The 20901-nt window shown below is 60.4% G+C and carries 22 protein-coding genes and 1 tRNA gene; 18 read left to right on the top strand and 5 right to left on the bottom strand.

The genetic code is table 11. From position 1 onward, the window contains the following. Positions 1–43: 43 nt before the first annotated feature. Positions 44–751 carry a type 1 glutamine amidotransferase domain-containing protein gene (locus tag CXY71_RS15110; protein WP_104137077.1) on the top strand — a complete coding sequence of 236 codons (708 nt, stop codon included), beginning with the start codon at positions 44–46 and terminating at the stop codon, positions 749–751. 45 nt (positions 752–796) lie between these two features. Here the strand turns inward: CXY71_RS15110 and CXY71_RS15105 are convergent, their stop codons facing one another. Continuing rightward, positions 797–1906 carry an aminotransferase class V-fold PLP-dependent enzyme gene (locus tag CXY71_RS15105; protein ID WP_104137074.1) on the bottom strand — a complete coding sequence of 370 codons (1110 nt, stop codon included), beginning with the start codon at positions 1904–1906 and terminating at the stop codon, positions 797–799. Positions 1907–1988: 82 nt separating this feature from the next. Between CXY71_RS15105 and CXY71_RS15100 the strand changes: the two genes are divergently transcribed. The 5 genes from CXY71_RS15100 to CXY71_RS15080 all read left to right on the top strand — a co-directional run bounded on the left by CXY71_RS15100 (position 1989) and on the right by CXY71_RS15080 (position 5691). Then, positions 1989–2978 (top strand): LysR family transcriptional regulator, encoded by a 990-nt coding sequence (locus tag CXY71_RS15100; RefSeq protein WP_104137447.1) that lies wholly within the window; start codon positions 1989–1991, stop codon positions 2976–2978. 122 nt (positions 2979–3100) lie between these two features. Next, complete coding sequence (gene gltX / locus CXY71_RS15095) at positions 3101–4624, top strand: glutamate--tRNA ligase (RefSeq protein WP_104137071.1); 1524 nt, start codon at positions 3101–3103, stop codon at positions 4622–4624. A gap of 97 nt (positions 4625–4721) precedes the next feature. Further along, positions 4722–4793 (top strand) — tRNA-Gln (locus CXY71_RS15090). A 196-nt stretch (positions 4794–4989) separates the two neighbouring features. Beyond that, the gene (locus CXY71_RS15085; protein WP_104137068.1) at positions 4990–5184 is read left to right on the top strand and encodes an AlpA family transcriptional regulator; all 195 of its coding nucleotides are present in this window, start codon (positions 4990–4992) and stop codon (positions 5182–5184) included. 114 nt (positions 5185–5298) lie between these two features. Beyond that, positions 5299–5691: a hypothetical protein gene (locus CXY71_RS15080; protein ID WP_104137064.1), complete on the top strand. Its 393-nt coding sequence runs from the start codon at positions 5299–5301 to the stop codon at positions 5689–5691. Positions 5692–5816: 125 nt separating this feature from the next. Here CXY71_RS15080 and CXY71_RS15075 read toward each other — a convergent pair whose 3' ends face one another. From CXY71_RS15075 to CXY71_RS15060, 4 genes are read right to left on the bottom strand one after another with little or no spacing between them, the layout of a single operon-like run. Continuing rightward, complete coding sequence (locus CXY71_RS15075) at positions 5817–6776, bottom strand: cytochrome b/b6 domain-containing protein (protein ID WP_104137062.1); 960 nt, start codon at positions 6774–6776, stop codon at positions 5817–5819. Beyond that, complete coding sequence (locus CXY71_RS15070; protein ID WP_104137059.1) at positions 6773–7750, bottom strand: electron transfer flavoprotein subunit alpha/FixB family protein; 978 nt, start codon at positions 7748–7750, stop codon at positions 6773–6775. Before CXY71_RS15070 ends, CXY71_RS15075 begins: the two co-directional genes overlap by 4 nt. Before the next feature lie 9 nt (positions 7751–7759). Continuing rightward, positions 7760–8524, bottom strand: a complete 765-nt coding sequence (locus CXY71_RS15065; protein ID WP_104137056.1) for an electron transfer flavoprotein subunit beta/FixA family protein — start codon at positions 8522–8524, stop codon at positions 7760–7762. Between the two features lie 35 nt (positions 8525–8559). Beyond that, positions 8560–9531 carry a nitronate monooxygenase family protein gene (locus tag CXY71_RS15060; protein WP_104137052.1) on the bottom strand — a complete coding sequence of 324 codons (972 nt, stop codon included), beginning with the start codon at positions 9529–9531 and terminating at the stop codon, positions 8560–8562. A 139-nt stretch (positions 9532–9670) separates the two neighbouring features. Here CXY71_RS15060 and CXY71_RS15055 point away from each other — a divergent pair, with 139 nt between their 5' ends. The 12 genes from CXY71_RS15055 (at position 9671) to CXY71_RS15000 (ending at position 20900) form a co-directional block, all read left to right on the top strand. Further along, the gene (locus tag CXY71_RS15055; RefSeq protein ID WP_104137048.1) at positions 9671–10603 is read left to right on the top strand and encodes a cyclase family protein; all 933 of its coding nucleotides are present in this window, start codon (positions 9671–9673) and stop codon (positions 10601–10603) included. Positions 10604–10636: 33 nt separating this feature from the next. Continuing rightward, positions 10637–11863 (top strand): ABC transporter substrate-binding protein, encoded by a 1227-nt coding sequence (locus CXY71_RS15050; RefSeq protein ID WP_104137045.1) that lies wholly within the window; start codon positions 10637–10639, stop codon positions 11861–11863. Positions 11864–11865: 2 nt separating this feature from the next. Further along, on the top strand, positions 11866–12747 hold the full coding sequence (locus tag CXY71_RS15045) for a branched-chain amino acid ABC transporter permease (protein WP_158253119.1): 882 nt from the start codon (positions 11866–11868) through the stop codon (positions 12745–12747). A 119-nt stretch (positions 12748–12866) separates the two neighbouring features. Next, positions 12867–13769, top strand: a complete 903-nt coding sequence (locus tag CXY71_RS15040) for a branched-chain amino acid ABC transporter permease (RefSeq protein ID WP_233204662.1) — start codon at positions 12867–12869, stop codon at positions 13767–13769. After that, on the top strand, positions 13766–14524 hold the full coding sequence (locus CXY71_RS15035; protein ID WP_104137036.1) for an ABC transporter ATP-binding protein: 759 nt from the start codon (positions 13766–13768) through the stop codon (positions 14522–14524). Before CXY71_RS15040 ends, CXY71_RS15035 begins: the two co-directional genes overlap by 4 nt. Further along, positions 14521–15237 carry an ABC transporter ATP-binding protein gene (locus CXY71_RS15030; RefSeq protein ID WP_104137028.1) on the top strand — a complete coding sequence of 239 codons (717 nt, stop codon included), beginning with the start codon at positions 14521–14523 and terminating at the stop codon, positions 15235–15237. Before CXY71_RS15035 ends, CXY71_RS15030 begins: the two co-directional genes overlap by 4 nt. A gap of 8 nt (positions 15238–15245) precedes the next feature. Next, positions 15246–15836 carry a TetR/AcrR family transcriptional regulator gene (locus CXY71_RS15025; protein ID WP_104137025.1) on the top strand — a complete coding sequence of 197 codons (591 nt, stop codon included), beginning with the start codon at positions 15246–15248 and terminating at the stop codon, positions 15834–15836. Between the two features lie 56 nt (positions 15837–15892). Then, positions 15893–17017: an acyl-CoA dehydrogenase family protein gene (locus CXY71_RS15020; protein ID WP_104137022.1), complete on the top strand. Its 1125-nt coding sequence runs from the start codon at positions 15893–15895 to the stop codon at positions 17015–17017. Between the two features lie 2 nt (positions 17018–17019). Then, positions 17020–17853 (top strand): acyl-CoA dehydrogenase family protein, encoded by an 834-nt coding sequence (locus CXY71_RS15015; RefSeq protein ID WP_104137019.1) that lies wholly within the window; start codon positions 17020–17022, stop codon positions 17851–17853. Beyond that, positions 17850–18632, top strand: a complete 783-nt coding sequence (locus CXY71_RS15010) for an enoyl-CoA hydratase/isomerase family protein (protein WP_104137016.1) — start codon at positions 17850–17852, stop codon at positions 18630–18632. Before CXY71_RS15015 ends, CXY71_RS15010 begins: the two co-directional genes overlap by 4 nt. Continuing rightward, entirely contained in the window at positions 18517–19446 is a 930-nt protein-coding gene (locus CXY71_RS15005) for an enoyl-CoA hydratase-related protein (RefSeq protein WP_158253117.1), read from the top strand. The genes CXY71_RS15010 and CXY71_RS15005 overlap by 116 nt, the downstream gene beginning before the upstream one ends. Then, on the top strand, positions 19443–20900 hold the full coding sequence (locus CXY71_RS15000; RefSeq protein ID WP_158253116.1) for a class I adenylate-forming enzyme family protein: 1458 nt from the start codon (positions 19443–19445) through the stop codon (positions 20898–20900). Before CXY71_RS15005 ends, CXY71_RS15000 begins: the two co-directional genes overlap by 4 nt. Position 20901: the final 1 nt, after the last annotated feature.

Genomic DNA, 20901 nt, shown 5'->3' with positions numbered 1-20901 from the left:
TTCCACAGTCTTCTGCGATCGCCTTCACCGATAAGGGAGAAAAATGACCCACGTACTTTTCGTCGTCAGTGCCGCTAACCACTGGACTCTCACCGACGGCACCCTGCACCCGACCGGGTATTGGGCTGAAGAACTCGCCCAGCCGCATCGACTGTTCACCGCGGCGGGCTGGCAGATCAGCATCGTTACGCCCGGCGGCGTCGCCCCGACTATTGATGCGGTGAGCCTGCGCGCGGACGCTGCCGGGGGAGAGGACCGCGCGGCTGAGATCATCGAGTACATCACGACCATTTCCGGTCAGCTCGACGAGCCGCTCAGCCTCGATGATATCGATGTCGCTGACTACGATGTGGTGTTCTATCCGGGCGGTCATGGCCCGATGGAAGACCTCGCCGTCGATGCCGTCTCTGGCCGCATCCTCACCGAGGCCCTCGACAGCGGTCGCATCCTCGGCGTGCTCTGCCACGCCCCGGCTGCACTGTTCGCCGCCCGGCGCTCCGACCAGAGTTGGCCCTTCGCCGGCTATCGCATGACCGGCTTCACCGACGCCGAGGAAGTATTGGGGGGCTTGGCACCGAAGGCGCCGTGGCTGGTGCAGAGTCGGCTGGTTGAGTTGGGCGCCGACTTCGTCGCCGGCGAATCGTTCTCCCCGCACATGGAGATCGATCGCAACCTCTACACCGGGCAGAATCCGGCCTCGTCCACCGCGCTGGCTGAGGCGATCATTGCGGCAGTCAACGACCAAGACTAACGGCGGTCATCGGATGGGGTTGGCGCCGGGATCTCAGCAGGCGGTTTAATGGTGGCGCAGGGCGGCGAGGGCCAGCGCCACGTCCTCCTCGTCGTTGTAGAGGTGGAAGGCCACGCGTGCGCGGCCGGCCCGGCCTGAGGCGGTGAGGCCGGCGGCGGTGAGTCGTGCGAGGTCGCGGCCAGCGGCGTCCGGCCAACTGATGATCGCCTGACCGAGGCGGGGCAGGTCGAGTCCATCGCACAGGGCATCGCCAAGGCCAGTATTGTGGGCGGCCACCTCGGCCAGGTCGAGGCTGCGGAACAGGCCGATCGCCGGTTCGGCACCGACCCAGGCTGGCCAGGCCGGCGACACGTCGAACCGGCGGGCGTCTTGGGCGAGCAGCATAGCCGGACCGTAACAGGATTCCCACAGGTCTTCCCCCGCATACCAGCCGGCATTCACCGGGTACAGTTCCACCGCGAAAGCGTCGGTGACCGTGAAGAAGGTGACGCCGCGCGGGGCGCCGAGCCACTTGTAGCTGTGGCAGATTGTGGCGTCGAACACTGACGCATCGACCGGCATCCACCCGGTGGCCTGAGTTGTGTCGCACAGGGTGAAGGTGCCCGTGCGTTGCGCGGCAGCCTGGATGGCGGCGCTGTCGGCGAGCGTGCCGGTGGCGGACTGCACGAGGGAGAAGGCCACGAGCCAGGTGTTCACTGTCAGACTTGCAGCCAGATCGGCCAGTTCCACCTGCCGCACGGTCACGCCGCGATGCGCCTGAGCCAGAAACGGAAACACCATCGAGCTGAAGTCACCGCGGGGGAGCACAACTTCGGCGCCATCGGGGATGCTCGCAGCGACCATACCCGCCATGACCGAGGTCTGCGAGCCGATTGCGACGCGGTCGGGTGTGACCCCGACCAGGTCGGCGTAGCCCGTGCGCACGCGCTCGACCACCTCGCCGTAGCGGGCGGCACAGGCCTCACCGCGGGCCCAGACCTCGATATCGTCCCGCACCGCGACGATCGTGTCGATCGTCGGCAGCCCGAGCGTGCAGGCGGCGAGATAGCCGCGCCCGGCGGTAAAGCGTGCGCGCGCTTCGGTGATGGTGACGGTGTTCGTGCGTGCGACAGCTGTGTTGGTGCTGGTGCTGGTGCAAACCGGTGCGGGGATCATAATTTCAGTATGGCCACGGGTTATGCATAGGACAATAACTAGTATTCGATGCAACGCATAAGCCCTGGTTATGATCGATATCATGATTCGGCTTCCTCCGCAGGGCCCCGATCTCGACGCGCAGGCCCTGCGCATCGTGCGGGCGGTGCACGAAACGGGGTCGATCACGGCGGCCGCGGTGGCCCTCGGCTTTAGCCAGCCGGCCGTCAGTCAGCAGCTCAAACGGCTCGAGCAGCGGCTCGGCCTCGCCGTGATCGAGCGGGTCGGCCGAGGCGTTCGCCTCACCGAAGCCGGCCTCGTGCTGGCCAGGCACGCCGTCACCGTTGCCACCGCGCTCGACGCTGCAGCGGGGGAGATCGCCGAGCTGCAGGGGCTGCGCTCCGGGCTGGTGCGTCTCGTGGCGTTCCCGTCGGCATCCGCTACCCTCGTGCCCAGTCTCTTGGCGCGCATGAAAGACCAGCATGGCCAGATCAGCATTACCTATCTCGAGGCCGAACCGCCCGAGGCCGTCGCCGCCGTGCGCCAGAATAGCGCCGACCTGGCCATCACGTTCAGTTACCCGGGGGACCGGGTGGATCCGCACCGGAAGAGTGCGCAGGGGTTGCGGGTGGCGACCCTGCGGCGAGACGAGATGATGCTGGTGCTACCGGTCGGGCATCCGCTGGCCGGCGCTGCGCGCGGGGACGTCGACCGCAGTGCCACTGATCGCAGTGCCATTGCACCCGGCGCAGTGGACCTGGGCGATCTCGACGACGAGAATTGGGTGGCCGGCTGCCCGCGCTGCCGCGGCCACCTGCTTGATCTCTGTGATCGTCGTGGATTCGCCCCGCGCCTCTCCTACGGGACCGACAATGTCGCCGCGGTGTTCGGACTGGTCGAGGCTGGCATCGGCGTAGCGTTGCTGCCGGCGCTCGCGATCGAGTCGGTCGGCAACCGCGCGGGTGTTGTCATTCGTGCCACGACCGGGCGGGACCATCGCACCCTGCACGCCGTGACGAGCGCCGGTGCTGAGCGGGTGCCGGCGCTGGCCGCCGCGCTGCGCGCGCTCGCTGCCATCGCTCGGGTCCGATAGGCCGCGCCTACCCGATCACGGGCCCACCTTACGGAACCGGGCCCACGATGGATTATGGCCCATTTTCCGGGCCCGGGCCCGGAAAGACGGCCGGGGGGCTTGCGCAACTAGAATCATGAGTAATGTCTGATACCACTGCGCACCCGTTTTCTACCGCCACCGGAACCGACGTTCGCGTTCGGTTCTGCCCGTCGCCGACCGGAACGCCGCACGTCGGCCTCGTCCGCACCGCCATGTTCAACTGGGCCTATGCCCGGCACACCGGCGGCAAGATGATCTTCCGCATCGAAGACACCGACGCCGCCCGCGACAGTGAAGAAAGCTTTCTGCAGCTCGTCGAAGCCATGCGCTGGCTGGGACTCGACTGGGACGAAGGCGTCGACGTCGGCGGACCCCAGGCGCCGTACCGCCAGTCCGAGCGCTACGACATCTACCGCGGCGTGATCGAGCAGCTCAAGACCAGCGGCCACATCTACGAGAGCTTCGTCACCGGGGAAGAGATCGAGGCCCGCAACGTGAGCCTCGGCCGCGATCCGAAAATGGGCTACGACAACTTCGAACGCGACCTCACCGCGGAGCAGAATGCCGCCTACCGAGCCGAGGGCCGGTCCCCGGCCCTGCGCCTGCGGGTGCCAGACACTGAACTCTCCTTCGACGACCTCGTGCGCGGCGAGATCACCTTCCCGGCCGGTTCGTTCAGCGACTTTGTGGTCGTGCGCCCCAACGGGCATCCGCTCTACCCCTTCGTTAACCCGGTCGATGACGCGCTCATGGGCGTCACCCACGTGCTGCGCGGCGAGGACCTGCTCTCGTCGACCCCGCGCCAAATCGCGTTATACCACGCACTCATCGACATCGGCGTGACCACCTTCGTGCCGCGCTTCGGCCACCTGCCCTACGTTATGGGCGACAAGAACAAGAAGCTCTCCAAACGCGACGCCGATGCGAACCTGTTCCTGCACCGCGACCGCGGATTCATTCGGGAGGGCCTGCTCAACTACCTGGCCCTGCTCGGTTGGTCGCTTTCCCACGACCGCGACGTGTTCTCGATCGACGAGTTCACGGCCGCGTTCGACGTCGTCAACGTCAACCCGAATCCGGCCCGATTCGATCTGAAGAAGGCCGAGTCGATTAACGGCGACCAGATTCGCCGGCTCGAAGCGGATGACTTCGCCGCCCGCTTGGTTCCCTACTTGGTGACCACCGGTGTGCTCGGCGAGACCCCGAGCGCGGCCGACCTGGCCCTACTCGCCCAGGGCGCGCCGCTGATCCAGGAGCGTATCGCTCTGCTCGGCGAAGCGCCCACAATGCTCGGCTTTCTCTTCCTGACCAGTGCCGACCTGATTCTCGAAGCGGATGCCCTCGCCTCGCTCCCGCAGAACGCCGCCGACATCCTCGGCGCGGCTCGCACCGCGCTGGAAAGTATTCCCGCAGCGGAATGGAACACCGACCGCGTGCACACGCTGCTCGCCGAGACGCTCGTCGAAGGATTGGGACTCAAGCCGCGCGTGGCCTTCGGACCGCTGCGCGTAGCGCTGTCGGGCCGCAAGATCTCGCCACCGCTGTTTGAATCGATGGAGATCCTTGGACAGACCGAAACGCTGGATCGCCTCGATCGGGCACTCGTGGTCACCGCTTCCAAGTAGTCCCGCGCCGGAGAGACTCGCCGGGGTACACCTCGGTTTGGCCTCTCCGGCCCGAGTGGGCTAGGCTACTACTCGGCCCGATCTTCGGATTAGGCATTGGGGTATGGTGTAATTGGCAACACGGATGATTCTGGTTCATTTGTTCTTGGTTCGAGTCCAGGTACCCCAGCACTAGCAGGCGCAGGATTCCGCGGCGAAATCACTTATAGCCCACCCTGACCGACAGGCCCGAAACAGGCCGAATTACCGTAAACTACACCAAAAACCCCCTCGGGGATTGTTTGGGCGTTGTTGTGCCCGGCCCGATACGGGCTTGTCCCGGCTCGGTCGGGCCGCTCACGAGCTCCCTGGCGCACCTATTGCGTATGGACGCGACGACGCAAATCACTCCCACGTTTCTCACCCAGCGTGAACTCGCGGAACTTCTCAGGATGCCTGAGCGCACGCTCGAGGACTGGCGCCTGATGCAGACCGGGCCGCCCTATATCAAGCTCGGCCGACTCGTGCGTTACGACGTGCAGGACGTGCTCATCTGGGTTCACGAACACCGCCATGGTTAGGCCGCAGATCGCAGCCGGTGAAGTGGGCTCAATCGACGTGCAACAGTTGGCGAGCGGCCGATACCGCGGCCGCGGCACCAGCCGTGACGACAGCGGGGCCTGCACCGTCTCCTTGTGACGGCCAACACCCGTGACGACGCTATCGCTATCGCCGCCGCGGCCGTGCGAAGTACGAAGGCCGAGGTCCGGCGCATAGAACGTCTTCAACATTTCGAGGGACTGTTGAAGGGCTTCGTGGCGCACGTGCACCGCAATCGTGCGCGGTTTAGCGTCCACGTGGAGATGGAGAACCGGGCTCGGGGGCGCCGGGGAAAGCCGGACGAGCTTGTCGAGTCATTGGTCGTGCAGCTCGCCGTACAGGAGGTCATCGAGTACATGCCTACGAGAAATCTGACGGTCGAGGATGTGCGGACGGTGGCACGTATCGCACGGCTACGGATTGCGATATTCACGCCCGATCATCTGGGCATGGTGGATGTACAGATTCAACGGGGGCCGGTCAGATAGCTGGTGCAGAGACTTGTCCGGGTCCAAGCCCCAGCTGCTGTGCCGAGTTCGGGGAAGGCGCGGGCGTCTACCTGAACGATCACGATCCAGTTCGATTGATCTGACTTCACCAAGGAACACTTGCGTTAATTTCGTGTAACATTCCCCATTGTTGATGCGATCACGCGCAGGGTCATGGGCCTGAGCGCCAACCAAGCGCCCGCCATTACCACGACAGATGCTACGAAGATCCAGAATCCCAGCCAGTTTGTCGCATCGTTCGCGGCGTACATGTGGTTGAGGTTTCTCAGGGCCCCCGTCGCTAGGACGAGTGCGATATGTAAGACGATGAAGCCTGTGAATGCCAACATAAGGGGAAAGTGCATGGCCCGGGCTGCTTCAATTGGGAAGGCCTTGTTCAGCCTGGTCGTGTTCGATGGCCACGACGGGGACATGCGAAGTCCCGTAATGATTGATAAGGGCGCCACGATAAAGACGATTGCAAAATATGTAAGCAGCTGCAGGGAATTGTAGTTCACCCAGCCATCTTCAGTCGGCCAATTAAGTGAGGCATATTGGATACCCGCCGAAATAGCGTTGGGCATGACGTCCCACGAGATTGGGACGATACGGGTCCATTGTGCAGTGACGAAGATGAGCACATAAAACACGATGCCGTTAAGCACCCACAATGTGTCCGTGGCGATGTGCAGCCACAGATTTATGCTGATCTTTTTGGGCGCTCGTTTGGTGCGGACAATCCCCTTGTTATTTCGGGTGAAATACAACGCCGGCCGCTGAGTCGTGCGAATTTGCCAACCCGATTTGATGACGAAGACCATGAGAAGCGCGTTGATCCCGTGCTGCCAAGCGAGCCATGCGGGAAAACCCACCGGTGCCCATTCCGGCAGGTGTGCTTCACCGGGATAGGTGGTCAGAAAATTCAGGCCTGATTCCGTCGCACGGAATAATTGTGCTCCGACAACAATGACAAGTACAAGCAGGATGGCAACTGGCACGATCCAGACGAGTTTAAACCAAGCACTGCCGCGGAAGGCGGCGGGTTGTTTTGCGGGCGTGGCAGTCGCCGTTGCCTTCTGGCTCATTGGTGACGCGTTTCGAGCTGTTTGATTAGCTGTGGCACGACGGTGAACACGTCACCGACGATGCCGAAGTCGGCGATGTCGAAGATGGGGGCGTCGGTATCCGTGTTAATAGCCACGATTGTCGAAGCGGTTTGCATGCCGGCTCGATGCTGAATGGCACCGGAGATGCCGAGCGCCACATACAGCTGAGGCGAGACCGTGACGCCCGTTTGGCCGACCTGAGAGACTTGCAGAACATAGCCCGCATCGACGGCCGCGCGTGACGCGCCGACCGCCGCGCCGAGGGCGTCCGCGAGTTGCTCGACGAGGACGAATTTGTCCTGCGATTGCAGGCCGCGTCCACCCGAGACGATCCGGGTCGCTCCCCGAAGTTCCGGCCGATTCGATGTCACACGGGTTACCGAGACCGATTCGATGATGGTGCCGGGCACGGCAGACGATTCAAGTGACTGGGAGCTGACGTCCGCGGCGGTTGAAGCCGACTGCTTGGAGGGTTCGATCGCCCCGGGCCGAACGGTGACGATCAGGGGACCGTTCTCGATAACGGAGTCCACCAAATACGAACCACCCAATACGGAGGTAGTCGCGACCGGCTGGCGTTCTTCATTTCGCACGTCTACGGCATCCGTTACAAGTCCTACGCCGAGTCGCACGGCTAGCCTGCCAGCGACCTCGCGACCGTCGATGGTGTGCTCCATCACAATGGCGATCGGGTCGGTGGCAGAGACCGCCGCGGCTAGCGCATCGACCAGGGGCGTGATCAAGTGAGTCGTGGCATCAAGCGTCGAGAAATGCAATACCCGGGCGGCGCCGGCCTCGCAGAGCGCCGTGATGGCCGTCTCGCTCAATGAGCCGGGAGTCACAACAACGGCGACGGGAGTGCCCAGACGGGCAGCGGCGGTGAGAAGAGCGGCAGCGGACGCTTCCACGCGTTGCTCATCAACAAGGACAACGAGTGCAAGAGAGGTTGTCATGAGATTCTCCTAAATGAGGTGGGACGACGTAAGGAATTCGACGAGTTCGGTTGCAGCCGCGCCGTCATCGACAATCTTTCGACCCGCTGCACGAGCGGGACGCTGTGTTATCGACCGCACCACCGAGCGAGAAAAGGGCTCATTCATCGCGAGATCGCTCAAATGCACACTGTGTATCGGCTTCTTCTTGGCACGCATCAGTCCTTTGAACGACGCGAAGCGCGCCTCCGCATTGTGTTCCGTGACAGAGATAACCGCCGGGAGCAGGGCGCGCACAAATCGCGTCCCATGCTCTCCTGCGCGTTCCCCAGCGACCGCAGAGATGCTGATTTCAACAGTATTGAGGTAAGTGGCGTGGGGAACATCGAGTTGTTCTGCAAGCATCGCCGCCATCGATCCGCCGCGGCCATCGGTCGATTCGTTCCCGCAAATGATCAGATCGAATCCCTCCCGCCGCAGCGCGGCTGCGAGCACGGCTGAGGTCCGCAACATGTCCGACCCCACCAAGGCGTCGTCGACGATGTGAATGGCCGAGTCGGCACCGATTGTTAAACCTTTGCGCAACATCTCAGCAGCGGATGCCGGACCCATCGACATCAGCACGACCTCGGCATCGTGAGCATCCTTCTCAGTCAGCGCAACTTCGATGGCGCGCTCTGTAATTTCGTCAATGACAAGGTCGACGCCCGTGCGTTCGATCCGTCGCGTGGTTTCATCGAGTTGGCGGTCACCGTAGGTATCAGGTACCTGCTTGACAAGAACGATAATCTTCATTGATCCTCCTGTATTTGGGTTCGGATTCGACGTACTTACGCGATACTTGGCACAAGTTTTGTCATGATGATGTCTTCGGCCTCGTTTACCATGCGGGCAATGAGCTCGGAACACGTCGGCACGTTGTCGATAAGAGTTTGGGAGAGACCGGCCCACCAAATTCCGGCCTCAAGATCGCCGGTTTCGTACACGGTTCTCCCGCGTCGCCCAGCGACAAGTTCCCGAACATCACCGAATTCACCTCCGGCGTCAAGGATGGCGACTACTTCGTCAGAGACAGCGTTCGCCGACACCCGCGCAGTGTTGCGAAGCTGGCGGAAAATGAGTTTGGTTTGAAGCTCGTCGCGCGCCACCAGTTCGTCTTTGACCCGTTGATGAATCGGTGCTTCCGCGGTGGCCATGAAGCGGGTGGCCATAAGCACACCATCTGCGCCAAGAGCCAGTGCAGCGGCGAGGCCCGCACCATTTCCAATCCCGCCAGCCGCCAGAAGTGGAATGGTGATGGCGCGAGCGGCCGCTGCGAGGAGTACAAATAGCGGAATGTCCAGTTCGCCCGGATGCCCGGCGGCTTCGAAGCCGATCATGGCAATCGCATCGACGCCAGCAGATTGGGCCTTCACTGCGTGGCGGATGCTGGTGGCTTTATGTACGATTTTGATTCCTGCTGCGTGATACGTGTCCACGAACCCGTCGGGGTTTGAGCCGGACGTCTCGACTACCGGCACACCGAGGTCGATGATAACTGCTTGATATTGCTCGTAAGGGGGTGGGGAAATTGACGGAAGGGTCGTGAGATTCACAGCGAACGGCTTGTCTGTGAGCTCCTTGCACCGCAAGATCTGCTCGGCGAGGGCGTCTGGGGTAGGGAAAGTGAGCGCCGTTATCGTGCCGAGCCCTCCGGCATTTGAGACTGCAGCGGCAAGTTCGGCATTGCCGATCCATTGCATCCCGCCCTGCATGATCGGCGCGGTTATGCCGAATTCGGTGGTAAATCGTGTGTTCAGCACAGGGAAGTCTCCTTCGACCGGGGGGGTAAGACGTGACTGACGAGAGGTGATGGAGTCCCGTCCACTTTGAACAACCAACTATTTCTGTCCCCAGTATTGACTAACGAACGGTTGTCAGTCAATACTGTGGATCGTGAACATGAATAAAGTCGTTCCTCAATATGACGAGCTGCCGCTCATCCCAAAATTGGGTTTGCCGCATTCGTGGGCGTTTTTTGGGCCCGGTGATCAGTTCGGTACCCTGAACTTTCTCACCCCAGAAATCGTTGCGAATGCCGCGCACGCGGTAGTCTCGGGCGTTGTGGTGCCGCTCAGTCTGCCGGCAGATCAACCGAACCCCCCTCTCTTCGGACGAGAGCCGATGAACCACGTGCAGTTCGACGCCGATCGCAACACCCGAGACGACCGCGTCGACAACTATTTCCCACAAGGATCCAGTCAGTGGGACGGCTTTTATCACGTACGTGCTCGCGAATTTGGATATTTCGGGGGAGTCGAAGCGCAGGAGGACCCAGCCGAAACATGGCTCGGCATAGATACCTGGGCGGAACGCGGCATCGTTGGCCGTGGCGTTCTCCTCGACGTTGAGGCCTATCTGATTGCCGCGGGTGCGTCGGAGATTCCGGTCGACGAGCAATTCATTATCGATGCGTCCCTGCTGCAAGAGGTCGTTGCTGCGCAAGGCGTTCGGATTAAGCAGGGTGACATCTTGGTCATCCGAACAGGCTGGCCCGCAAAGTACTCGCGCCGGGGACCGGGTGCAGTTCCTGTAACGCAGATTCCCGGGCTTCACGCCGGCGAAGCTACGGCGCGACTTCTCTGGAACTGGCATGTTGCGGCCGTCGTGACGGATCTGCCCGCCGTAGAGCCGGTTCCCGGCGATCCCGCGATCGGATCACTTCACCGGAGACTTCTGCCGCTACTCGGAATCCCAATTGCGGAGTTGTTCGATCTCGAAGCACTCTCCGTCGAGTGCGCACAGGCGCAACGGTTCAATTTTCTTTTCACGGCAGCACCACTCAACCTCCACGGTGCCGCCGGTTCACCTGGAAACGCGCTCGCGATTTTCTAACCGGTTCACCATCACCAAGCGAAGGAAAATTCAATGAAGAATTTTGCACAACGTACGGCTGCACTGGCACTTGTCTTCAGCACGGTTGGCGTTCTGGCGGCTTGCTCTCAGACCCCCGCCGGAAGCGAAAGTACCGAGCCGATCTCGATCGGCGTGGTCGGGCCGCAAACCGGTCCGCTCGCCGAAATCGGTGAAAACCAGGTCGCCGGCGCCGAGGTGGCCATCGAACAGATAAATGCCGCTGGCGGAATCCTCGGTCGACAGGTGAAGCTTGCCAACGCGGACGAGCAGACGACCCCGGAGACATCGACGGCAGCGGTTCGCAATCTCTCCAACAGCGGCGTGAACCTCATCGTCGGCATGCTCTCCAGCGCTGGTTGTCTCGCGCTGGCACCGCAGCTCACCAGCATGGATGTCGCACTCGTCGGGACGGGGTGCACGAACGATGGGCTCACCGGGCAAAACGGAGAAGCCGCGCCATATCCAAACTTTTTTCGCACGTCGAACAATGACTCAGCGCTGATCGGTCCACTCGCGCAAACCATTGCCGAGAAATTTCCTGAAGCGACTGACTACTCGGCCTTCGGATATGACTACGTCACCGGCACAACTCAGTGGTCGCTGTTCCAGGGTGACCTTCAGGACGACGGCGTGGACCTAAATGTGCAGAGCGAGACATTCGTTCCCATCGGCGAGCAAAACTTCGGACTGCAGGTACAGCAACTTGTTAATGGCGCAACTGACCCGGAGAAAAGCGCGCTCTACCTCGGCACATTCAGCTCGGGCACGGGCAGCTTCCTGCAACAGGCAGCCTCCTACGACCTCTCCTCGAAGTTCGCCGTCATCGTGAACCCCGGGGGCTATTACCCAATTGCACGCACGCTAAACGGCCTGGCGCCGAATGTGTGGAACTCCTACGACTACAACTACGCAGCCTTTGATAATGACGAGAACACTCAGTTTGTCGACGATTTCAAGGCGAAGACCGGCAAAATGCCTGTTGACTGGAGCTACGACGCATACGTCGGCGTTCTTGCGATGAAAGCAGCGATTGAAAAGGCTGGAACAACTGACACCGCCGCAATTCTCGAAGCCCTCGCCGGGCTGAAGTTCAATACTCCCGGCGGAGAGCTGACCATGGACGCAACGACCCACCAGGCGAACCCTCCCGTTGTCATAACCAACACCGTTGGTGACACCTCCGCGGAGGAAGGCGTCAAGGTGCTGGAAACGGTTGTCGTCCCTCGAGACGAGGACTGAACTTGACTCTGTTATCGACGCTAATCAGCGGCGTCGCCTATGGAGTACCGCTCTTTCTTGTGGCGAGTGGGCTAACTCTGATCTATGGAGTTATTGGAGTACTCAACTTCGCTCACGGCTCTTTTTTCGTCGTCGGTGCACTGTTGGCAACCACAATCATCGGGTCCACGGTACCTACGGTACCCACGTTCATCATTGCCGTCCTCGCGGGAGCGGCCGTCGTCGCTGCAGTGGGAATGTTGACGGAAACCACAGTGGTGCGCCATCTGTATCGACGAGATCACATCACTATGTTGCTCGCCACCTTCGCGATCCTATTGATTGTGGAGGGGGCGGCAGAGGGGATCTGGGGCAATTCATCTCGCGCGATCAACAAGCCCGAAATTTTGTCGGGCAGTACACAGATCCTGGGCACGACAATTCCGCTTTACGACATCTTGCTGGTCTTTGTCGGTGCGGTAGTCGCGATCGGGCTTTTCCTACTCATCAATAAGAGCACCTTCGGGCGGTCAGTTCGGGCGATCGCTCAGGACCAGGTGATGGGTGAGGCTGTGGGGCTCAACACCAAACGAGTCATGCTGCTCGTGTTTGGCCTGGGTTCCGCCCTGGCCGGGCTCGCCGGCGCGTTGATCGCGCCGAATGTCTCCGTTTCGCCCAGTCTCGGGCATGCGTTTATTTTGCAAAGCTTCGCCATCGTCATAATTGGCGGTCTTGGATCGGTGACCGGTTCCCTCGTGGCGGCACTCCTAGTTGGTGTCTCCGAGGCTTTCGCGGTCGCCTACGCTACCTACCTAACCGGATTCACGTTCTACATCCTGGTGGCCGTCATTCTGCTGGTGCGGCCTCGTGGACTTCTCGGCAGCGCCAAGTTGGGGAGGGCCTGATGAGTGTATCCGTGCGCAATCCAGCGCCCCCCATCAACGCAGGTCCGCCTTTCGTAACGGCGTCGTCGCGTTCGCGGTTCGATCTTCGGCCTATCTACGAGCCGCTCATCTTCCTATTAGTGACAACTGCGGCATATTTCGTGATGCCACCAAACATGCAGTACGTGCTGGGTATCGCCGTGATCTACGCACTGCTCGCTACAAGCCTCGGCGTGTTGTTTGGCTGGACCGGCATATATACCTTCGGTCACGCGGCCTTTTTCGGGATCGGAGCCTACGCCACGGCACTCCTAAAGGAACAGGCTTGGGGACCACTCGCATTCCTCGGGATGTCTGCCTTGATCGCGGTGATCGCGGCTGTGCTGATCGGCTTGATCGGGCAGCGCCTCGCCAAGGTGGAATTCGCCATGCTTACGATGATCGTTGGCCAGATCGCCTATCTTCTCACCTTCCGTGTACCGGTTTTGCAAGGCGACAACGGAATTTACAGTATCCCACGCGGTGACGTCTTCGGCATCGACCTCACGCCTCCCGTCTCGTTCTGGTGGTATTCAATCATCGTCGTCGCGATCGTCATGGGTGTACTTCGCCGCGTTCACCTGTCACCATTCGGGGAAAGCCTCAACGCCATTCGTGACGACGCGGTCAAAGCCGCAGCCATCGGAATCCCCGTGAAGTCGCTCCGGCTCGCGGCCTTCGCACTGGCTGGCGGAGTGGCAGGACTAGCCGGCGGGCTATTCGCCCAACAGGGATCCATCGTCACACCCAGCACCCTGTCGTTCACTTTCAGCGGCCAGATCATCATCATGGCGTTGCTCGGGGGAATGATGGGTTTCTGGGGACCGGCGTTGGGTGCCATCCTTTTTCAATTCATAAACGCGCTAGTATTCGGCAATTCCACACACGGAACCCTCGTACTCGGCATCATTTTGCTCGCTGTTGTGATGCTGTTTCCCAGTGGCGTGCTTGGAGTCTTCGCGCGACTGCGCGACCTCCTGATGAGATCACGGAGTAGACAATGAACGTTCTTGAGTTGCATAACGTTCATAAGAACTACGGCGGTCCTCCCGTCGTGCAAGACGTGTCGCTGTCGATCGCTGCAGGTCAAACCGTGGCCATTATCGGTCCCAACGGTGCGGGTAAGACCACGCTCTTTGGTGTGATGGCGGGAGAACACCGAGCAACCAAGGGGTCAATATCGCTCTTCGGGAAAGACGCCACCCGGGCGGGAGCGCAAAGACTATCCCACCTTGGCGTCGCACGGACATTTCAAGTTGCGCGATACTTTCTCGCAAAGACCGTAGAGCAAAACTTGGTGATCGCCCGTGATGCCCATCAATCCAAATATCGAAATCCGGTGTCGCGCACGCCTCGCTCCGACGAGGGTATTCGCACAGCTCTAAGGGCGGTCGGCCTGGACGAGCTTCGGCACCAGCCGTCCAACACGCTCTCGCACGGGGACCGCAAGAGCCTTGAAATTGCCATGGCGCTCACACAAAATCCGGCCGTTCTACTGCTTGACGAACCAACAGCAGGTATGGGGGCAGAAGATATTCCACGAACCATCCGCCTACTCAAAGGACTCCGGGAGTCTCGACCCGACCTGACGATTATCATCACCGCGCACGATATGGAGGTTGTCTTTGCCTTGGCCGATCGGGTCGTGCTCATGGCTAACGGGCGCATCGCTCTCGAAGGGAACCCATCGGCTATTCGAGATGACCCTCTGACGCGCGAAATCTACCTAGGCAATTCCTACGAAGGGGACAAACAATGACTGAGCTGGTCGTGACCTCTCTTTCAGCGTCGTACGGACTCGCCGTGGCACTGACAGACGTATCGATCACCCTTCGAAAGGGCGAGACTGTTGGTCTTCTCGGCAGAAATGGAGCAGGTAAGACCACTCTATTGAAGGCGATCATCAACAGCACCGAGCTGAGTTCGACCGGCGAGGTAACGGCGGGAGGAAAATCCATCCGCAAAGCATCGACCTTTAAGGTCGCGCGAAGTGGGGTCGCGTGGGTCCCGGACAACCGCCGAATCTTCGCGGCGCTCAGCGTGGCCGAAAACCTCGATCTGGCCAAATCCAAACGGGCGTCGAAGGATCAGCTCGACCGTGTTCTGGCAAATATTCCACTCGTCGAGACGTTGCTTAAACGCCGCGGGTTTGAACTCAGCGGTGGTGAACAACAGGCCGTCACTATTGCCCGGGCACTGATGGGTGCACCCGATTTTCTCCTGCTCGATGAACCCACAGAAGGGCTCGCCCCGCTGATCGTCGAACAATTGCAAGCGTCGATAGCCCGGCTGCCCGACTTGTTCGACTTGGGCGTTCTGATTACTGAGCAAAACTTTTGCTTTGTAACTGAACTCGCCGACCGCGTTTACATACTGGAAACCGGCCAGGCGGTTTGGAACGGAACGTCTGATGAACTCATCGGTAGACCCGACCTTATCGACAGACACCTTTCCGTTGGAGAAAAGTTGTGAGTACTCCTATGAACGACACAGAAAGCCGCATCTTCGAATCGGCCCGAGTCCTTTTCAATGAGTGGGGCTACACGGCGATGACCCTACGACAGATTGCAAAAAACGTCGGGATCGAGGTGCAAAGCATCTACAACTACACATCGTCGAAGCAGGCACTCGTTGAAAAGCTCGTGCGAGCCGGAACTGCGGAACTGCACAGTTCAGTTGTCGCCGCGGTTGCTTCGGCGGCACCAACACCACCTGCACGGCTGAAAGCGGCAATGCAGGCACACGTCCTGCATTACCTGAGCTCAAGGAGTGTCGTTGTCTTCTTTCGCGACAGCCTCGTTCATTTCGACAGTGATACGCGCACCTCCCTGCTCCTGATGCTCAAAGCATACGAACACGTCTTCAAAGACATCCTCCGAGAAGGAATTGCCTCTGGGGAGTTTCGTGAATTGGATGTCACTCCAACCACCTATGCGATCCTCGGCATGGGCGACTCCGTGACCAACTGGTGGCGCGCAGACGGCCGCCTCGGTGCCACTGAGGTCGGCGAACTCTATGGCGCACTTGCCGTACAGATGGTGTCGCGCACCCCGCCGGTGCTGACCGCCTAGCGCAGCCAGTCACCTATCCCAGCCTTGTATCCAGAATCTAAGGAGCACGACAGCGCATGACCATCACACGATTCGACGACCCGGCCGCAGCGAAATTTCGAGAGGACGTCAGTACTTGGGTTCACGAAGCCCTGCCAACGAAATGGCGCACCGACCGGGCCGCTCTCACCCCGGATGAAGTGCAGCAAGCTCAGCGTGAGTGGGACGCGGCCCTCCACGAGGGGGGATATGCCGGACTGGCCTGGCCCGCCGAATACGGCGGACGCGGCTTCGGTCCAATTGAAGAGCTCATCTACTACGAAGAATCCTCTCGAGCGAATGCCCCCGATGGATTCGGGAGGATCGGGCGGGTGCTCGCGGGCCCCACGATTATCGTTGCCGGTACCGAAGCACAAAAAGTCAAATATTTACCGCGCATTCTCGACGCCAGCGAAATCTGGTGCCAAGGCTTTTCCGAACCTGGTGCAGGATCTGACCTGGCTTCGGTGCGCACAACGGCTCGAAAAGTCGACGGCGGCTACCTGGTTAATGGTCAGAAGACTTGGACCAGCTTTGCCCAATACGCGAAGCGCTGTCTGATGCTCGCCAGGAGCTCGACCGAGCTAGGACGCCACCACAACCTCAGCTTTCTCCTCCTAGACATGGAGCAGGATGGCGTTGATGTGCGCCCAATCCGCCAGATCAGCGGGGAGGAAGAATTCAGTGAGGTGTTCTTTACCGACGTGTTCGTGGCCGATGAAGATCTCGTTGGCCCCGAACACGAGGGGTGGGGCATAGCCATGACCGTGCTGAGCAATGAACGGGGTACAACGGAGGCCGCGACGCGGCTCGTAGAGTCGACGGCCCAAATTGACCTGCTGAACCGCTGCTGCGCTCGTCATGAGGGACTTGACGCCCCCCGGCTTCGTGACCGGTGCGAGTTGCTGCGATGGCAAATTCTCCGGACTACTGAGGAGAAGGCCGCAGAGCTCGATTGGTTCACCGCGGGATCGATTCTTAAAGTGCAATGGAGCGAACTCATCCAAGACTCGACGCGATTGGGCGTGGACAGCGGATGCCCGGAACACCGAGACTACTGGCGCCACCACTATCTCGCCTCAAAGGCAATGTCGATCTACTCCGGAACCAACGAGATTCAACGCAACATCATCACCGACCGTGTTCTGAAAGTATCGAGGTAACCATGTCGACAATAGTTCAAGAAATTGGCACCATGGCCGCTTCAAGCGTCCGTGAAATCCTGGACAGTGGGCGAGGATCACCCGCCGAACCCAATGCACACCTCTGGTCGATTCTCTCTGATGGCGGCTGGGGATCCATCTCTAGCGATCCCGAGAATAAAGTGGAATTGCGCGACATTCTCGAAGTTGCTCGCGTGTCGGGTCGGTTCCCATATTCGACCCCGATCGTTTCAACCCTGTTGGCTGGCCGATGGTTTAAACTCGACGAGGGCCAGCTTGAGTCTGGCATCGTCCTCGCATTGCGCCGCGGCGCTCAGGTCGTCGCCCCGTACTATTCCGAAGGTGTCATTGTCGTAGACGGAAACGGTGGCATTATCGCGTCATCGCCAACCGCTGTCGAAGCCTTCTCCCTCGTCTCGCCCATCGCCCTACTGCCGGTCGGCACGATGGCATTGTCTGATGAACACCTCAGCGAGCTCCGCGCCGCTTTTCTGGCCGTCGCGGTGGGATGCGCCGACGCCGTCCTCGACGCATCCATCGCCTGGTCCACCACTCGGGAACAGTTTGGGCAACCGATTAAGGGATTCCAAGCTGTGAGGCACCACCTCGCCAACGCACACATCGCCCGCGAGCAGGCCTGGACTGCAGCCATCGCCGCGGCCCACGAACCCGAGCGTTCGGCAGCTTGGGCGCGCCAAGGATTCGCCCTCGCCCGAACTTCCATCGAACTCGGAATTCAGGTGCACGGTGGTGTGGGCTTCACCTGGGAAGTGGGACTGCATCACTACCTCAATCAGATCATCGAGTTGCGGTCCGTTCTCGGTGAAGACCAGTGACGACACTCGACGTCGATCGCCCTGCCGCGGGCGTCCTCCGTCTCCGGCTGAATGGAGCCGACACGCTTAACGCCCTCGATGATGAGGTGAAGGGCCAAATGGTAGATGCCCTCCGTGCAGCGGCCGTGGATCGCACAACACGCGTCGTGCTGATTACTGGAACAGGACGCGCCTTCTGCGCTGGCGGTGACGTGCGCGGAATGGGCACGCGAAGCCCTACCGAGACAAACGATGTGCTCACATTCGGCAGACAAATCACCGAGGGAATTGCTCATCTCCAAAAGCCCGTTGTGGCCGCAGTAAACGGACTCGCATCCGGAGCAGGATTCAACCTTGCGCTCGTCTCAGACATTATCCTGGCGGCTCCCACGACTTGGTTCCAGCAATCATTTGTGCGGATGGGTCTCGCCCCCGATATGGGCGGAACATATCTGCTCGGCCAGGCAATTGGGCCGCATCGCGCCAAGGCGGCCCTGATGACCGGTCTCCGGTTCTCGGCCAGTGATGGCGTTGAACTCGGCTTCGTGGCCGAGGTGCTCAGCGGCAACTTCGACGACGAAGCCGTCAGTTACTGCAGCGCATTGGCACGCAAGGCCCCGATTGCGCTGGGGCTCACCAAGCTGCTTGCAAATCGTGCGCACGAGGGCACGCTCGCCGATGCCCTTGACCGAGAGTCGCTGGCACAAGCCGTGCTCGCGGCCACTACCGACCACAAAAGCGCCGTGGACGTCTTTCTCAACAAAGGCGACCTCGACACAATCGAATTCAAAGGCGAATGACGTGACACAACTAGTGACAACAACAGTCGACGGACGTATCGCACACGTGATGCTCGATCGGCCGAAAAAGCTGAACGCCATGAATGATCAGCTGCTTGAAGAATTTTCGGCAACGATCGCAGCTCTCGGGGCAGACAATGCAGTGTCGGTGATCGTGGTCTCCGGCGCTGGAAACAACTTCAGTGTTGGCTTTGATGTTGACCCGGGTAACGGGTACTCCGAAGCCGCAGCTGGGCTCAGCCCTTACGCCGACTGGGCATCGCTACGTCGTAACATCGAACGGTGGCTGGCGGTATGGGATATTCCGAAACCGGTTATCTCAGCTATCGAGGGATATTGCATGGGCGGAGCCACGATGCTCGCCGTGTGCACAGACATCACGGTGGTCAGCGAGGATGCCACGCTCGGTTGGCCGGCCATCCCACTCGGAGGGGGACTGTTGAGCCCGACCACAGCGTGGCTCATCGGCCCGAAAAAGGCCAAAGAGCTCTCGTTCATTGCCGGTAGCAGCCTGACGGGATCAGAAGCTGCAGCCCTGGGCTGGGCCAATCACGCCGTGCCAGCCGGCACTGCACTCGAAAAGGCCGACGCACTGGCGGCAAAGATTGCAAAGATGCCGCTCGACTTGTTGCGCCTCAAAAAACTCGCATTGAACCGCTTTCTCGACCAGCAAGGATTTCGAGAATCAGTTCTGATGGGCGCTGAATGGGATGCAATCGCTCACACCTCCCCGGCGACGCACGTGATGACCGACAAAGTGAAAGAACTTGGTCTGAAAGGTGCCATTGGCTGGTTCAACCAGGACCCATCATGAATCGGGCCATTCCCCTCTTCGACTGGGCATTTTCCCAGGGCGACAAGCCAGCCATCATCACGGATGACAACTCCTACACTTTCGCCGAACTCCGTGATGCCATACTGAGCGCCGCGGCGGCGCTCGTCAACCAGATTTCCACGGGAACGCGTGTCGGCCTGTACATCGACAGCACCCCCAATTTTGTCATCTACCAGTACGCAACGTTTTATTTGGGAGGAGTGGTCGTTCCCCTGAATCGAGCTCTGCACCAGAACGAAGTCCTCGACTCGATCACCCATCTCGGAATAACGGTGCTGGTCAGTGACACGCCCATTGAGGTGAGCGCCGCCGCGGCAAGCAGTTACGTTATTGACGGAGAATTCCACAATCTTCATCTCAGCGCGAACGTTCCGGACATGGCAACGCTCGACATTGACGAACCGGCACTGCTACTACAGACGTCGGGATCAACCGGACGGCCCAAGGGCGTGCAACTGACCATTCGAAACCTGATCGCCAACTACGACCCAACGTACCGGTGGGTCGGAGTCGGCAACCACGACGTCATACTTCTGACCCTTCCAATCTTCAACACGTACGCCCTCAACCAAGGGGTCAACATGATGGCCATGACCGGGGCGACGGTGCGCCTCTTACGACGCTTCTCTCCGGAAAATATGCGCCGCGCCTTCGCTGACTCACAGCCCACCTTTCTGCCACTAGTACCGACAATGCTCACGCGTCTCTACAAAGAGGGTGTCGTGTATGACCGCCCGATCACGGTTGGAATCGGTGCTGCGGCCAGTCCCGCGCAGATCGCCTTCGATGCGTGGGAAGTTTTTCCCCAGGCATTCGTCTTCTTCGGTTACGGCCTTACCGAGGGCACGGCCATCGCCTCGCAGAATCGGGTCGGCACAAAACACTCCAACAATGGAGACTTCCTCTCGGCTGGGCGGATAGTGCCGGGTGTTTCGGTGAGACTCGCCCCTTCCGACCAACTGGACGGGCGAGGTGAGATTTTGATTGGTGGTGAATCCGTGTTCTCCGCCTACGTCGGAACCACGGAAGAACGTCCTGTCGTGGACGGATGGCTACACACCGGTGACATCGGAGCGTTCGATGGCGACCGCCTGAGAATCGTCGATCGCAAGCGCGAACTGATCATTCGCGGCGGGCAGAACATCTATCCGGGAGAAATCGAGCGTCTTCTGTCGTCTCACGAGGCCGTCCTGGAGGTCGCTGTGGTCGGTGCCCCAGAGGCGGACCTCGGCGAAGTCCCGGTGGCATTTGTTGTGCTGCGCAACGGCCACTCTCCACACTCGCAGGACCTCATCGAGTGGATGCGCCCCCAAACGGCCGCGTTCAAAATCCCGGCCGCCCTCCACATCGTGGAAGTGATGCCGAAGACACCCACGGGCAAGATTCGCAAGCTCGACCTACGTGAGATAGTCGCAGCAGGAATACACAACTAGC

It is taken from the genome of Cryobacterium sp. Y62, from assembly GCF_002929785.1.
In the GTDB taxonomy this organism is placed as follows: Bacteria; Actinomycetota; Actinomycetes; order Actinomycetales; family Microbacteriaceae; genus Cryobacterium.
The sequence above is the reverse complement of the archived record's forward strand: the minus strand, read 5'-3'. Positions and strand labels throughout refer to the sequence as shown.